The sequence below is a fragment of the Cytobacillus oceanisediminis genome (genome assembly GCF_003182355.1).
Classification (GTDB): domain Bacteria; phylum Bacillota; class Bacilli; order Bacillales; family Cytobacillaceae; genus Cytobacillus; species Cytobacillus oceanisediminis_A.
Window position 1 is genome coordinate 13,906 of the sequence record NZ_QGTW01000027.1, and the last position, 15,280, is coordinate 29,185.

Consider the following 15,280-nt stretch of genomic DNA (forward strand, 5'->3'; position numbering starts at 1 on the left):
TCAAAAAATCCCCTATTGTTCCATAACCTTTAAGCCCATTAAGTATTCTGCAAGGGCATCAAGCTCTTCTTCAGTCAACTCGCCGTAAGTTCCTGTCATTTTATTGCCAGGTTTAAATGTTTCTGGATCTCTTAACCAATCTTTCAGGTCTTCTTCTGTGTGGTCAAGGATACCAGCAATACGCTCACGATCGCCAAAGTTTGTTAAGTTTGGAGCTAAACGAGCTGCTTCAGGAGCAGTGTTCGCTGGAGTTACAGCATGACAGCCGATACAGCTGTTATTAAATACTTCTTGTCCAGCTTGCGCAAGATCTGTTTCAGCCTGTTGAGGCTCTTTTACTTCCTGCATTGCAGTTACCCACTGATCAAACTCGTCACTTGGAACCGCTTTAACTTTGAAATCCATCAAAGCATGGGAAGGTCCGCAAAGCTCTGCACACTTACCATAGAATAAGTTGTCGGCCTCATCAGACTTTTCGCTGTCAAACTTCAGCCAGAATTTATTCACATTATCTGTGTTTGTATCCAGCTTTCCGCCAACAGCAGGAATCCAGAATGAGTGCTTAACATCAGACGCAATCAGGTTGAAATAAACTTTTTGGTCAGTTGGAACAACTAGTTCCTGTCCAGTGATAATTTCCTGGTTTGGATATTCAAACTCCCACCAGTATAGGTTAGCACGCACATTAACAACAAGTGCATCTGTTTTGCCTTCTTCATTCTTCTTTTCCATTTCACTTACGTCAGCAAGCTTAAAGGTAGCTGAAACTGTCGGTACAGCAAGAATAAGAAGTAATAAGATCGGAATGACAGTCCAAATAATTTCAAGTTTGTGGCTTCCTTCAACTTGTTTCGGAATTCTGTCGTCCTTGCGGCGGAATTTAAAAACAACAATAAAGAAGATTACTGTTACGACGGCAATTACCCCCACCATAATTGCTGTACTTAACACCATTAAATCATACTGTGTTTGCGCCACTTCGCCGGCAGGATTTAGCGTAGATAAATACGGTTTACCGCTGCAAGCGGAGAGAACGAATGCCATCACCGCAAACAGAGAAAAAAGACGCCACTTTGCAAGCCTTTTCATAGCTTAATCAAACCCCTCTTTCGTAAAAATTTCATTTTTTGAATTGTTTGATCAAAAAATATGGATAAATCCCCTCTCGTAACTAGCGAAAGAAAGAATTTCCTAACAAAATTAAATAAGTGTGATGATTACCATAGCTACAAACATGATGGTCAGATATTGTAATGAGTATACAAACATTAATGTAGCCCATTTAATATCATCATTAAATTTCCTGGCATAAATGCCAGTCAAAATCCAGCCGATATTCAAGATCGTTGCAAGGATAATGAATGACAAACCAAGTGAAGGCAAAAGGAACGGCAACGGCAATAATGCCGCGACCCAGAAATAAATATGCCTTTTTGTCACTTTAAATCCTTTTACAACTGGAAGCATCGGAACTCCCGCTGCACGGTATTCCTCCACCCTTCTCATTGCGAGTGCATAAAAGTGAGGAGGCTGCCAGATAAATACGATTGCGAAGAGCACCCATGCCATCGGGTCGAGGCTTCCATCCACGGCGGCCCATCCAATTAATGGAGGCACCGCACCGGAAATGCTGCCCACGATTGTGTTGGAAACGAACCTGCGCTTTGTCCACATAGTATAAAGGACAACATAGCTAAAAACGCCAATTAATCCAATTACAACCGCTGTTGCAGTTGTAAACATCAAAAAGGCCGTCCCAAGGCCAATCAACAGAAAACTCAAAAGCGCAACCTTGGCAGGGTTCACTTTCCCCGTTACAGTTGGCCTGCCTTTAGTTCTTTCCATTAATGGATCAATATCGCGGTCAATATAATTATTCAAGCTGCATGAGCCTGCTATAATCAGTGAAGAACCAATTAATGTATAGAAAACCAGGTCCAGATTATTGAAAAATCCTTTGCCGGAAAAGTGCAATGCAAGCCAAATCCCCGTAAAGGTTGTTATCAAATTGGAATTTACAATGCCTATTTTAATCAGCGCAAGAAAATCCTTCCAGACTGTAGTCTTCGGTATATCGTTTTGAAGGCTTCGCTCACTGTCTTCTATAGCAGCTTCACTCAAAGCCCGTGAGTTGGACATATCTTTTCCTCCTTTATCCCTTATCACAAATATAGCTATTTTAACACTACAACTACTATAAAGCATAATTGCTTTCAAAGCCATATTTGCGATAAAAAACGAGGGGTTCACCCTAAATAAATAATTATCAATCAATAGTTTTCTACTATTCACAAGTTAATAATCGGTTTATTATTCAAGCAAAGAATAAACCTTTCTTCTGTATATTAAATCACACTTTAAAACTCTTTTGTGAATTTTTTTAGAATAATTTATGACTAATTTGTGTCAAAAATAAATTATGCTTAAAGAAAGGTTATTTTTTTGAGATAATAAAACCTGCAGAAAACATTTAGGAGTAAAGATTCCAACTAACTAGTATGTATCTGGCTATAGGGGAAACCAACTATATCTTCCGCGACAGGGATATCCATTTTATACCCCCTATATATTTCTAGCAAACTCCAATCCAAGTTTCAACCTTTTTTACTATAATTACGTTTAGAAATTTTTATAAGTGTTGTAAAAAAAGCTTTATTCCTGTACTATCGAAAAAGTAAATGGAACAACAACCTATCTGGCTTTTTAGAGGATTTTTGTTAAGATAGAATACGGATAATTAATAGAAAAGAAATTCTATTCTTTATGTAAAAACAAAAGGAAAACGAATTTTACAAAGAAGGTGAAAGGCTTTGCAACGATCTTTAAAGTGGTTTGCTGTTTTAACCACAATCGGCATGCTTTTAATATTGTTAGGCGGTGCGCTTGTTACTAAAACAGAATCAGGGATGGGATGCGGGAAATCCTGGCCGCTGTGCAATGGAGAATTCGTTCCGAGCGAAATAACTCCTGAGCTGGTTATAGAACTTGCGCACAGGCTGGTTTCCGGTTCGGTTGGAATTATGGTTTTGGTCTTATCTGTTTGGACCTGGAGGAAAATGGGCCACATAAGGGAAACTAAATTTTTGTCGCTGACTTCTTTCTTCTTCCTCGTACTGCAGGCATTGATTGGTGCAGCTGCAGTAGTCTGGGGACAATCGGATTTCGTGCTTGCCCTCCATTTCGGCATTTCCTTAATATCTTTTGCAGCAGTCCTTCTTTTGACTTTGCTTATTTTTGAAGTAGACAAGAAATTTCAGGCTGAGAAGCTGATCATCGATAAAAGAATGAGGAAGCATATAATCGGTGTCTCATTATATAGCTATGCTGTAGTTTACACAGGAGCTCTTGTCCGGCATGTAAACGCAAGCCTGGTTTGCCGTGATTGGCCGCTCTGTATTAATGGGGCCTTTACACTTCCGGGAAATATGTATGAGTGGGTGCAAATGGGCCACAGAGCCGCAGCAGGATTGATTTTCATCTGGATCGGCTATATAACTTATCTCGCAATAAAATATTATAAAGATCAGAAAGTCATTTACTGGGGCTGGATTATTTCATTTATACTTGTATCCCTGCAGGTTGCTGCTGGAGCCTTAGTAGTCCTTACCAGACTTAATCTATTTATAGCACTAGGGCATGCATTCTTTATTTCTTGCCTGTTTGGGGTATTAAGCTATTTTATCCTCCTGTCTTCCAGGAGCAAAAAGAATGAACTTGCCATTGAGAAAGTGAAGAAGGAAGAAAAACAAGAAGCAGCAGTATCTCCTGTTACGACTATCACTTAGACAAGAGGAAAAGCTGCTTCCAACTATAAAAAAAGAGCTTCGGCATTGGCCGAAGCTCTTTTTTATGTTTATTTTGTCAGTTCAATCAAGAGGTCGCCAGTTTGGATCGCTTCACCATTTCCAACGTAAATGTCCTTAACTGTCCCAGAAAATGGCGCCTGTACAGTTGTTTCCATTTTCATCGCTTCTGTGATCATTAGATGATCGCCTTTTTCCACTTTCTCACCCTTTTCAACAACTACCTTTATTACTGTTCCAGGCATGCTGGCAGCAATGTGGGTTTCATTATGCGGGTCTGCTTTAACTTTGGAAGCAACTGTTGCTTTAATGCTTTCATCCTTTATACTAACTTCCCGCGGCTGTCCATTAAGCTCAAAATAGACAATCCTTGTACCATCAGCCTGCGGCTGGCCGATTGAAACTAATTTAACAATTAATGTTTTCCCTGTTTCAATCTCAATTTCCACTTCTTCTCCAAGCCTTAAACCATAAAGGAATGTTGGAGTATCCAAAACAGAAATGTCGCCAAACTGTTCGTATGTTTTTACATAATCCATAAATACTTTTGGATACAGGGCATAAGCAATTGCTTCAAAGCTTGTTACCTGTCTTCCAAGCTCCTTAAAGAGCTTTTCTTTTAATGCATCAAAATCGACATCCTCCAAAAGCTCGCCCGGGCGAACGGTTATCGGCTCCCTGTCTTTTAAGATCACTTTTTGAAGATCCTTAGGAAAACCTCCATATGGCTGTCCCAAATAACCCTCAAACAATTCAACTACTGAATCAGGGAAATCAAGTGACTGCCCTTTATTTAGGACGTCTTGCTCTGTAAGCTTATTTTGGACCATAAACAGAGCCATGTCCCCTACTACCTTTGAGGAAGGTGTTACCTTAACGATATCCCCAAACATATGATTCACACGGGAATACATGTCCTTCACTTCATCCCACTTATCACCTAGGCCAACTGCTTTAGCCTGCTGCTGCAGATTGCTGTACTGTCCGCCTGGCATCTCATGCTGGTAAATCTCCGAATGAGGAGCCTTCATGCCGCTTTCAAAGTCCTGGTAATATTTGCGGACATCTTCCCAATAATAGGACAATTGTTCAAGAGCCTGAATATTAACATTGGGCTTGCGGTCAGTGCCTTCCAATGCATAATAAAGTGAATTGGCACTTGGCTGCGAGGTTAATCCAGCCATAGTGCTTAAAGCTGTATCTACAATATCTACTCCGGCTTCGATCGCTTTTGCATATGTGTAAATTCCATTTCCGCTTGTATCATGCGTATGAAGATGGATCGGAATGTCCACCGTTTCTTTCAGTTCAGAAATCAGCCTGTAAGCAGATTGAGGCTTTAGAAGTCCAGCCATATCCTTTATAGCTAGTATATGTGCTCCCTGGTTCTCAAGCTCTTTGGCAAGATTTTTGTAATAATTAAGATCATACTTCGTTCTGGTTGGATCAGAAATATCGCCTGTGTAGCACATGGCAGCTTCAGCAATCTTGCCGCTTTGGCGGACAGCATCAATCGCAACTTCCATGCCTTTAACCCAGTTAAGACTGTCAAATATCCGGAATACATCAATTCCTGCATATGCAGACTTTTCAACAAACTCTCTAATGACATTATCAGGATAGTTTTTATATCCTACTGCATTGGAAGCACGAAGCAGCATTTGGAACAGCACATTCGGCATTTTCTCTCTTAATGTGAGCAATCTTTCCCATGGGTCTTCCTTCAGGAACCTGTAGGCAACATCAAAAGTAGCTCCGCCCCACATTTCATACGAGAACATTTCCGGAAGGAGCTTTGCCGTTGGTTCGGCAATATGTTTTAAATCATTTGTTCTTATACGCGTAGCAAGCAATGATTGGTGTGCATCACGAAAAGTTGTATCAGTAAGAAGGACTTCTTTTTGTTCTTTGATCCATTTTACAAGGCCTTCAGGACCAAGAGAATCCAATATTTGCTTTGTGCCGTCCTGGTAGCTGGTGCTGTATTTCATTTTTGGCACTCTAGGCTCGTCAAAAACAGGCCGCTTTTTCTTTTCAACTCCCGGGAATCCATTGACAGTTACATTCCCTATATAGCTAAGCATTTTCGTACCCCTGTCCTTCCTTTTCGGGAATACGAATAATTCAGGTGTTTCATCAATAAAGGAAGTATCATACTCTCCCTTCAGGAATTTTTCATGCTTAACAACATTTTCAAGGAACGGAATATTTGTTTTAATACCGCGAATTCGGAATTCCTTAAGATTTCGGACCATTTTTGATGCCGCCTGCTGGAAAGTCATTGCATGAGTCGACAATTTTACCAGGAGGGAATCATAATATGGTGTAATGACCGCACCCTGGAACCCATTTCCCGCATCCAGCCGGACACCAAATCCGCCGCCGGACCGGTATGCCATTAACCTACCTGTATCAGGCATAAAGTTATTTAACGGGTCTTCAGTCGTAACACGTGACTGAATAGCAAACCCATGAATATGGATATTTTCTTGTTTTGGCACTCCCACTTCTTTGCTATGCAAGGAATGGCCTTCCGCAACAAGTATTTGTGTCTGTACAATATCCACTCCTGTCACCATTTCGGTGATTGTATGTTCAACCTGTACACGCGGGTTAACTTCTATAAAATAAAACTGGTCGCCAGACACAAGGAATTCTACTGTACCTGCATTTATATAATCAACATTCTTCATTAGGTTGACTGCCGCCAGGCAAATTTCATCCCTCAACGTTTCAGATAGGGAAACGCATGGTGCTACTTCTACAACCTTCTGATGACGTCTTTGTACAGAGCAATCTCTTTCATAAAGGTGGACGATATTCCCTTCACGGTCACCTATGATTTGAACTTCTATATGCTTTGGCCTTTCTATGAATCTTTCAACATACACTTCATCATTTCCAAATGCTGCTTTGGCTTCTGATTTTGCACGCTCATATGATTCCTTTACTTCCTCAAGGCTTCTCACTATGCGCATGCCTCTGCCGCCGCCGCCAAGGGAGGCTTTAATAATGATAGGGAATCCATGATTTTTGCCAAAGCTGATCACATCTTCAAGGCACTGTACTGGCCCGTCACTGCCCGGGATAACCGGAATTTCTGCAAGCTGTGCTTGTGTTCTGGCTTTTACCTTATCCCCAAACATATCTAAATGCCTGGATGAAGGCCCAATAAAAATAATGCCCTCTTCCTCGCACCGTCTTGCAAATTCAATATTTTCAGACAGAAATCCATATCCAGGATGAATGGCGTCAACATCGCTGTTTTTAGCAATATCAATAATTCCTTCAATATCCAGATATGCATCAATCGGCTTTTTGCCTTCCCCTACCAAATACGCTTCATCGGCTTTATAGCGATGATAGGATCCTGAATCCTCTTTTGAATAGATGGCCACCGTACGAATATCCAGCTCTGTGCAAGCGCGGAATACGCGGATGGCAATTTCTCCTCTGTTAGCTACTAAAACCTTGTTGATTCTTCTGCTCAAGAAAAACACCCCGTCTTCTTATGTATTTTTAATAATATTCTGCCAAATCCAGGTCGAATCGGGGTGGAAAATCCCCCCTCTTGCTGACCTGAATTGTAATGACTGGCAACCCTGCAGTTTAGCGCAGGAAGTATTCTTTATTTATCAGAAGGAATTAACTCCTGATTTAAGTATTAAAAAGCACTGAGAATAACCCTGTGCTTATTTACGGATCACATAAGCTTTTTCGGAAGCCTCTGGAATGGATTCCGGCTTTAATTGTTCATCTTTATTTTTATACTTTTGTTCATAAGTTACAAACATAGAGACGTTTACAAGTATCCCCATAGCAATGGAAAGCTGCAGAAGTGAAGATCCTCCATAGCTTACAAAGGGAAGAGTTACGCCCGTAAGCGGCATGACTCCTGAGATCCCGGCCAGGTTGATAAAAGCCTGAATCCCAATCATGGAGGAGATTCCAATTGCAAGCAGGCTGCCAAAAGCGTCTTTACACTTTAAACTAATAAAGATTCCTCTCAGAACGATGTACCCGAGAAGCAAAATGACAAAACCTACCCCGAAAGCACCAAGTTCCTCTGCAATAACTGCCATAATAAAGTCTGTATGTGCTTCAGGAAGATAGCCCAGCTTTTGGACACTCTCCCCGAGACCAAGCCCCTTCAATCCCCCTGCACCAAGTGCGATATAAGAATTGGAAAGCTGATAACCAAATTCTGATCCAAAAGGATCTCTGAAGGCTTCTATTCTTCCCATCCTATAAGGGGCAAAAATTTTATCCTTTAAAAGAAGGATAAATGGAGCAGCCAGCAACAGTCCAAACAGACCCAGCTTAAAGATATTCCTAAAGTTCATGCCAGAAGTAAAAATAATTGCTGCTGCTATAGCAAAAATGATTATAGCTGTTCCAAAGTCCGGCTGAATTGCAACCAGCATGGTAGCAAGGATTAAGTAGGCAAGCGGAGGAAGGACTCCTTTATTAAATTCATTGATATATGGCTGTTTTTTTGCATATACCGCTGCTAAATATATGATAACAGACAGCTTTACAAATTCAGCGGGCTGAAGGCTTCTGCTTCCAATTTCAAACCAGCTCATGGCTCCGCCAGCCACTTTACCAAAAATAAATAGGGCAAATAAGCCAACAACCGAAATACCTACCATCGGAACTAGAAATTTATTGCTTTGCATGGCTTTGTATGGAAATAAAGCAACAAAGATAAATGCTATTGCTGAAATAACTAAATGCATCTTTTGTTTATTATAAAAGTAGTCGCTTTCTTGATTATAAATTTGTACAGCAGTAACCATACTTGCGCTAAAAACCATAATCAAGCCAAAAACAGATAGCAGAGCTACAGCTATAACCAGACTATAATCATATGATTTTAAAATTTTTTTTAACATTCAGCCCTCTTCCCTTATCTTCTAAAGTTTATTACTTATTCTACTATAGTATTTAATATCCTGCTTTGAAGAAAAGAAAAGTTAATTTAAATGTAACACAACAATCAAAAGAATTCTACTATTATGTCATACTAATTAAAAATTAAGTTATACCAATTATGCAAAATCATTCTTGCAGGCATACTAATTAACGTTATTGGCATTTTCAATTTGGTTATAAAAAAACTCAAACAATCTATGGAGAATGTTTGAGTTTTTAAATTTTATTTTTTTACTGAAGCTTCGTGAAGAATAGAGAGTTCTCTTTCCAATTCATCAAGAATAGCCTTGCCTTCGGTCTCTTCAATTAAACCGAGACGGACAGCAAAATCTATTTCCCTGGACAACCCGAACATCTGGGTATCAAGCACCTCTTCATATAGAGGGCATTGGGGCATTGTGAGGTTATCCATTTGCACCTTGATTAACTTTAATATTTTAGCAGCATCTGCTTTTAAAAGAGCGTTTGCTTTTTCTTTGTGATCTAAAATCATTTCAGAAGCCAACTTTCAATCCCTCCATTTCCGAGCGATTATCCTATCTTTAAATTTTATACTTAAGCTTGGAAAAAAGCAAGGATAATAAGGGATTAGCCTTAAAGAATTGCATACTTCCGCCAGTCCTTCTTTATTTCGAACTTATATATTTTAGGCTCTGTTAAATTTGTCTGCTGATTTTCGCTCAAGAAGCTCAGCGAACCGCGGGCGCCCGATGCTCCTCTCGCGAGCGCCTGCGGTTACTTTGACACGCTCCTCCCGCAGGATTTTTTGTAAGCATCTTTGTGATAATACCGCACGAATAAAATGCGAATGCTTTTTCGAAGGTCTCGCGCCTTCCGTTCCAATCAACAGGGTGCAAAAACAAACAATGAGCTTTAACAAACCCATTTTTAAAATATGCTGAAGTTATTTTTGTTCGCAAAAATTTCCAATAATTTCAAACCCGCTATACTATTCCCTCTTTTGTCCAGTGAAGGGCCGAAGATCCCAATACCGCATCGCTCAGGCACTACCCCTAGAATTCCTCCGGATACCCCGCTTTTTGCTGGTATTCCTACTTTGATGGCAAACTCTCCGGAGGCATTGTACATACTGCATGTGACCATAAACGTTTTACAAATACGAGCAATACCCTTATGGATAATTTCTTTACCTGTTTCCGGATCTTTCCCATCAAGTGCAAATACAGCACCTATCCTAGCAAGATCTAAACAGCTCATTTCGATTGCACATTGTTTTGTATAAATGTCCATTAATTCTTCTACATTCCCCTCGATAACGCCGTGCTGCTTCATAAAGTAACAGAGGGCCCTATTAAGGCAAGAAGTATCAAATTCAGATTTTGCCACTGACTCATCGCACGTCACATTTTTATCACTTGCCAGGCGCTGCACAAAGTTTCTAATACGGCTCCACCTTTCTAAAGCACTATCACCTTTTATCATGTTTGTAACTGCCAGCGCTCCCGCATTAATCATCGGATTGAGAGGCTTTGACGGAACGGATGTCTCAAGCTTGGAGATTGAATTGAAAGGATCGCCTGTCGGTTCCATTCCTACTCTATCAAAGACATAGCCATAGCCTCTATCCTGAATTGCCAAAGCCAGCACCAGTACTTTTGAAATGCTTTGCAATGTGAATTTTTTTTGGTAATCCCCGGCATATATGCAGGTGTTATCTCGGACGTTATATACCGCTACTGAAAGGTCATGCTTGTTCACTTCAGCAAGTGCAGGAATATAATCAGCTACATCCCCATCATTTGTCAGTGAAACGACTTCGTCAACAATTTTCTGCAGGTCCCCGCTAGTATGGCATGTCATTTTTTTCTCCTCCTGGCATTATTTTTATCATTTAGCTAGTTTACCCCAAATAAATATCGAGAATGCCAATATGACAACCTGCTATAAAATCTGTATACTGAAAGCATACATCTATTCATGAGTTTGATATGCCAGGAGGATTAATATGGAAGATATTATTTCGTTTATAGGAAAAGTTAAATATACAATTACACTGGACCCTGGAGTCTGGATTTTTGATGACCGGAGAGTAGATTTAAATACATATTTTGATAATGAAGCTGAGAATAAAAATGAGCTTGAGGAATATACGAAGGCAGTTTCTAAGCATTGGGATAGGGAGATTATGGAAGGGGCCGTGGTTCCTCCTACATTGAAAACAGAAAAAAAATTTGAAAAGGAAAAGGTTTTGACAGGCACTTTCGGGATTCCTTTTAAACCGTTCCTCCTTAACGCAGAGCCGGATAAGAATGCAGAATCTCTTATTATCGAAAGTGAAGATGGCGAGGTTCAACTGCCGCTTTCCCAAGCAGAAGATTTAATATTAGGGTTCTCCAAAGAAGGAAAGCCTTTAAAAAAGGACGGACCTGTATATGTGTATATGGGTGATGGAAGCAATAAAAACAATCCCATCAAAAGAGTGAAAGCATTTAGAGTGGAATGACCGGAGAGGGCGATTGAAAATCGCCCTTATCTTTTTGGCCACGAAAAACGCTGGATATTGGATATTCTGCTTTTTTCCTGGCCACCCCGGCTTATAGACCGATTATTGTAATTTTCCGCGTGAAATATTAGGCTAAAAATGTTTTTTATAAAAGGTCCGCTGCAAGCTGTGCCAGGCCGGATCTCTCGCCTTTGACTAGCTTGACATGTCCGGAGATAATTTGATCTTTAAACTTTTCGACAACATAGGTGAGCCCATTGTTATAAGCATCCAAGTATGGATGATCGATTTGCTCAGGGTCACCCATTAAGACTATTTTACTTCCTTCCCCTACTCGGGTAAGAATGGTTTTCACTTCATGCTTAGTCAGGTTCTGTGCTTCATCAATAATAATAAACTGATCCGGAATGCTCCTTCCCCGTATATAGGTCAGCGCCTCTACCTCAATCGATCCCATCCCTGCCAGTATGGCATCCAATTCCCCTGGTTTTTTCACGTTAAACAAATACTCAAGGTTATCGTAAATCGGCTGCATCCACGGCCTTAATTTCTCTTCTTTCTCCCCTGGCAGGAAGCCAATATCTTTCCCTACGGGAACGATTGGCCGGGCTACCAGCAGCTTTTTATATTGCCCATAATCCTCGGTCTGCATTAAACCGGACGCCAGCGCTAATAAGGTCTTTCCGGTTCCAGCCTTCCCAATTAGCGTAACTAAAGGCAGATCGTTTCTTAACAAAAGCTCCAAAGCCATTGTCTGCTGGACATTGCGGGGTTTGATTCCCCATATATGATCATAGTCAAAGATAAGCTTTTTTACCTTTTTGCCGTTTTTATCAACCACTCCCAAAGCAGATGATGAAGAGCCAAGAGCATCCTTCATGACAAGGAACTGATTGGGGTAGAATGGATGATTTGCTACATCCGATAATGGCAATTCACCTTTATCATAAAAGCGATTCAATATATCCAGCCCTATATAAACTTCCAAGAATCCGGGATACAAGTGATCATTTTCCACTACCCGGTCACTTAAAAAATCTTCCGAAATTAGCCCAATTGCATCGGCTTTAACACGGACAAGAGCATCTTTACTGACCAGAATAACTGTTCGTCCATTTTCTTTTGTCTCCTCTTCAAGCGACAAATTCTTAGCAACAGCCAAAATCCGATTATCATTGGTTTTCTCAACAAAGATTTCCTGCAGCTGTTGAAAAGATCTATGGTTCAATTCAATACGCAGGCTTCCGCCATTTTCAAGAGGGATTTTTTCATGAAGCTTTCCCGTTTCTCTCATGCCGTCAATCAGCCTGGATACTTGTCTTGCATTTCTGCCTATCTCATCCATATACCTTTTCTTCGAATCGACTTCTTCCAGCACCACAGCTGGAATTACCACATCATTATCTTCGAATGAAAATATGGAATTAGGGTCTTGCAACAAGACGTTGGTATCTAAAACGTAAATTTTACTCAATCTGATGCCTCCTGCTCCTCTTGGGTCTTATAAAGCGTAACTTCTTAAGTGGGGGCTTTATGCCTTTTGGTTTCGATTGCTGCTGAGTATTTGCTTGAAATGAGCCATTTTTGGGCTCATAACGAATACGCTGTTTATTTATATTATTCATTCCCACTGGAGAAGTTGAATGAATAGGATGAAAGGCCTTGAAAAACAGTGGGACAAATATAACTTGGTAAAATATATGTTTTGCCGAATAAAGATAGAAGAAGTTTTGCACAATAAACATTAAACAATCCTATTTGTTCCTGAGATTTGCAAAAGCCGCAAGTCATTTTCAGCTAATTGCTTTCATTTCAGGAAAAATTTTTTGATAGCCCCGGAGGTGTCAAATATGAAGAAATGGCTATTATTGTTCTTTTCAGCCTTACTTTTGTCAGGATGCGGAATAAACAATAACCAGTCCCAAGACCAACAGGACCAGCAAAATGCCATTAATGTTAAAAATAGTACGATTCAGGAGGTTGACAGGGAGACAGGGCAGCAGGTTTCCAGACACCTGGTTGATTTGGCAACCAGGATACCCAATGTTAACGACGCGACTGCTGTTGTCCTTGGAAGGTTTGCGATTGTGGGGGTTGATGTGAATAAAAACCTCGATAGATCGGAAGTTGGAACAATTAAGTATTCTGTTGCCGAAAGCCTGAAAAATGATCCCCATGGCGCAAGAGCTATGATTGTGGCTGATCCGGATATTAACGCACGGCTTAGAGAAATAGCCGAAGACATACAAAATGGAGAGCCTATTCAAGGGATTATGAATGAGCTGGCTGATATTGCTGGCCGTTTGATGCCAGAAGTACCCGCAGATATAGTTGATCCAAACAAGAAAAACGAAAAAAACGCAACCGAAGACCCGAAGAAAAAACTCAATAACAATCAAGAAAAACAACTCGAACAAAAACAAGAAGAAGGATCCAACTACCATAAATAACTATGTACCAGGTACCTATTCCAGTGCACAAACTGGTATAGGCACCTGGTTTTTTAATTTTTGTCTGCTCACATCTAAAAGAATATTTTTAATCTCTGATTTTTCCTTTAATATTGATGAAGGACTTTTCAGCTTTTCCTTCGTGGAGTTTTGCCCTTCATTGGCTTGACGAGGAATGTTATTATTATTTCCACAATAGTTGTTCCTCAATGGATATTGTCCTTTTAAAATGGCTGTGTTAATGCTCATTGTTCATTTTGGAACCCTGTTGATTGGAGAGGAAGGCGCGAAACTCCAGCCGGTAGATCGTGTCAAAGGGGAGACCCCGCAGGCACTTGCACCGAGGAGCGTCGGACCATCCGCGGTTCGCTGAGTGCCTGGTGCGGAAATTAACAGGCAAATTTAACAGAGCCTTTAAATTTAACAATTAATTAAATAAAAAATGACGTATGCGAATCCACACGTCATTTCATTAATCATTATAAACTTCTCAATAAAGACCCTGCCCTCTTTTAGAAACTAAGCTATTTTCATGGCTTCCATAACCTGTTTGTCTAATCGGGCTGCAGCATCTTTGTCGTATGTTTTATCATATTGCGGTTCTGCTGTAATTTTGGAGCCATAGAACATTACATCACGGACTTCTTTCACACTGATTTCCAGCAGGGCAAGCTTAAGCGGCACCCCTTCCATCTTCTCAGACTTAACTGATGCCTCTCCAGAGATGGAATATGTAGATTCATTAGCTATGATATTCAGGACTACTTTATTGTTGCTGTTTATGTTTTGTACGATTCTTGAACGATTATCAACAGCGAAATAGATTGTTTCTTCATCCTTGGCCAATACCCATGAAATCGCACTGACATTTGGACCTCCTGTTTCGTGATCCACAGTGGCAAGTGTAACAAACCGCTCTTTTTGCAGTTCATCATATAATGGTTTAATTAATTTTGGTTCTACCTGATTTGCCATTCTTTTCCCTCCTCTAATAGTTTCATCATAGTATGTTACTGTTTTTCTTTCAACCAATATACATCCATGGCTAACATTCCCTATTCACCAATGTTAGCCTTGAATATCTGTTCTATACTAATATGAACAAACACCTCCGGCCAAATACCGTGATAACAGCAAAAATTTATTTATAGCAAAGCATTCGAATCAAACCTCAACTTGTACTATAATGGTATAAAGAGCAGCCAAAATAATATGAGGTGTACCTATGAGAGTTAAATGTGTACTTTGCGATAAAATCGAATCTATAGAAAATGAATCACTGCAGGCCAAACGTCTACGTAATCGCCCAATTCACACCTATATGTGTAAACCGTGCGAAACAAGAATCGCAGAAAGGACGCAAAAGAGAGCCGAGACCGGTAATTTTAAATTATACCGGAGCAAGGTCCAAGAGGAAGAATGGTAAGCCTGCCAATTTCAGCACAAAGACCTTTCTCAACAAATAATCCCGAGAACACAGCTGTATTGCTTCAAAAGCTATAACCAGCCCCCAAAAAGAGCCGCCCCATACGGTGAACTGTGCCCCAGTTTACGGACAGTTTAAAAAAGCGCCTATGCGGCTAGTAAATGACTCCGGTATTGTTCCGGGGTCATTTTATTTAAGCCCC

12 protein-coding genes are annotated in these 15,280 nt (G+C 40.4%); 4 read left to right on the forward strand and 8 right to left on the reverse strand.

Features of this window, described 5'->3' with window-relative positions:
* Positions 1-12: 12 nt before the first annotated feature.
* Together coxB and cyoE are read right to left on the reverse strand one after the other, a co-directional pair.
* Positions 13-1,089 (reverse strand): cytochrome c oxidase subunit II, encoded by a 1,077-nt coding sequence (gene coxB, locus DFO73_RS27490; RefSeq protein ID WP_110067836.1) that lies wholly within the window; start codon positions 1,087-1,089, stop codon positions 13-15.
* Between the two features lie 111 nt (positions 1,090-1,200).
* Entirely contained in the window at positions 1,201-2,139 is a 939-nt protein-coding gene (gene cyoE, locus DFO73_RS27495; protein ID WP_110067837.1) for a heme o synthase, read from the reverse strand.
* A gap of 671 nt (positions 2,140-2,810) precedes the next feature.
* On the opposite strand from cyoE, the gene DFO73_RS27500 reads away from it, so the two are divergent.
* On the forward strand, positions 2,811-3,785 hold the full coding sequence (locus DFO73_RS27500) for a COX15/CtaA family protein (RefSeq protein WP_110067838.1): 975 nt from the start codon (positions 2,811-2,813) through the stop codon (positions 3,783-3,785).
* 68 nt (positions 3,786-3,853) lie between these two features.
* On the opposite strand, the gene pyc is transcribed toward DFO73_RS27500, so the two are convergent.
* The 4 genes from pyc to glsA all read right to left on the reverse strand — a co-directional run bounded on the left by pyc (position 3,854) and on the right by glsA (position 10,559).
* Positions 3,854-7,294, reverse strand: coding sequence for a pyruvate carboxylase (pyc, locus tag DFO73_RS27505; RefSeq protein ID WP_110067839.1), 3,441 nt, complete (start codon positions 7,292-7,294; stop codon positions 3,854-3,856).
* Positions 7,295-7,495: 201 nt separating this feature from the next.
* The gene (locus tag DFO73_RS27510; RefSeq protein ID WP_110067840.1) at positions 7,496-8,698 is read right to left on the reverse strand and encodes an FtsW/RodA/SpoVE family cell cycle protein; all 1,203 of its coding nucleotides are present in this window, start codon (positions 8,696-8,698) and stop codon (positions 7,496-7,498) included.
* A gap of 263 nt (positions 8,699-8,961) precedes the next feature.
* Complete coding sequence (locus DFO73_RS27515) at positions 8,962-9,243, reverse strand: YlaN family protein (RefSeq protein WP_110067841.1); 282 nt, start codon at positions 9,241-9,243, stop codon at positions 8,962-8,964.
* A 383-nt stretch (positions 9,244-9,626) separates the two neighbouring features.
* Positions 9,627-10,559, reverse strand: a complete 933-nt coding sequence (glsA, locus tag DFO73_RS27520; RefSeq protein ID WP_110067842.1) for a glutaminase A — start codon at positions 10,557-10,559, stop codon at positions 9,627-9,629.
* Between the two features lie 145 nt (positions 10,560-10,704).
* Between glsA and DFO73_RS27525 the strand changes: the two genes are divergently transcribed.
* Positions 10,705-11,202, forward strand: a complete 498-nt coding sequence (locus tag DFO73_RS27525; protein ID WP_110067843.1) for a hypothetical protein — start codon at positions 10,705-10,707, stop codon at positions 11,200-11,202.
* 145 nt (positions 11,203-11,347) lie between these two features.
* On the opposite strand, the gene DFO73_RS27530 is transcribed toward DFO73_RS27525, so the two are convergent.
* On the reverse strand, positions 11,348-12,676 hold the full coding sequence (locus DFO73_RS27530) for a PhoH family protein (protein ID WP_110067844.1): 1,329 nt from the start codon (positions 12,674-12,676) through the stop codon (positions 11,348-11,350).
* Between the two features lie 376 nt (positions 12,677-13,052).
* Between DFO73_RS27530 and DFO73_RS27540 the strand changes: the two genes are divergently transcribed.
* The gene (locus DFO73_RS27540; RefSeq protein ID WP_110067846.1) at positions 13,053-13,652 is read left to right on the forward strand and encodes a YhcN/YlaJ family sporulation lipoprotein; all 600 of its coding nucleotides are present in this window, start codon (positions 13,053-13,055) and stop codon (positions 13,650-13,652) included.
* A 519-nt stretch (positions 13,653-14,171) separates the two neighbouring features.
* On the opposite strand, the gene DFO73_RS27550 is transcribed toward DFO73_RS27540, so the two are convergent.
* Positions 14,172-14,627, reverse strand: a complete 456-nt coding sequence (locus tag DFO73_RS27550; RefSeq protein ID WP_110067848.1) for a pyridoxamine 5'-phosphate oxidase family protein — start codon at positions 14,625-14,627, stop codon at positions 14,172-14,174.
* A gap of 250 nt (positions 14,628-14,877) precedes the next feature.
* Between DFO73_RS27550 and DFO73_RS27555 the strand changes: the two genes are divergently transcribed.
* Positions 14,878-15,078: a YlaI family protein gene (locus tag DFO73_RS27555; RefSeq protein WP_110067849.1), complete on the forward strand. Its 201-nt coding sequence runs from the start codon at positions 14,878-14,880 to the stop codon at positions 15,076-15,078.
* The last annotated feature ends 202 nt before the right edge of the window (positions 15,079-15,280 follow it).

Bases quoted from the DNA above. Each gene is read 5' to 3' on its own strand.
- coxB (WP_110067836.1), bottom strand. From the start codon at position 1,089: ATGAAAAGGCTTGCAAAGTGGCGTCTTTTTTCTCTGTTTGCGGTGATG.
- cyoE (WP_110067837.1), bottom strand. From the start codon at position 2,139: ATGTCCAACTCACGGGCTTTGAGTGAAGCTGCTATAGAAGACAGTGAG.
- DFO73_RS27510 (WP_110067840.1), bottom strand. From the start codon at position 8,698: ATGTTAAAAAAAATTTTAAAATCATATGATTATAGTCTGGTTATAGCT.
- glsA (WP_110067842.1), bottom strand. From the start codon at position 10,559: ATGACATGCCATACTAGCGGGGACCTGCAGAAAATTGTTGACGAAGTC.
- DFO73_RS27525 (WP_110067843.1), top strand. From the start codon at position 10,705: ATGGAAGATATTATTTCGTTTATAGGAAAAGTTAAATATACAATTACA.
- DFO73_RS27540 (WP_110067846.1), top strand. From the start codon at position 13,053: ATGAAGAAATGGCTATTATTGTTCTTTTCAGCCTTACTTTTGTCAGGA.
- DFO73_RS27550 (WP_110067848.1), bottom strand. From the start codon at position 14,627: ATGGCAAATCAGGTAGAACCAAAATTAATTAAACCATTATATGATGAA.
- DFO73_RS27555 (WP_110067849.1), top strand. From the start codon at position 14,878: ATGAGAGTTAAATGTGTACTTTGCGATAAAATCGAATCTATAGAAAAT.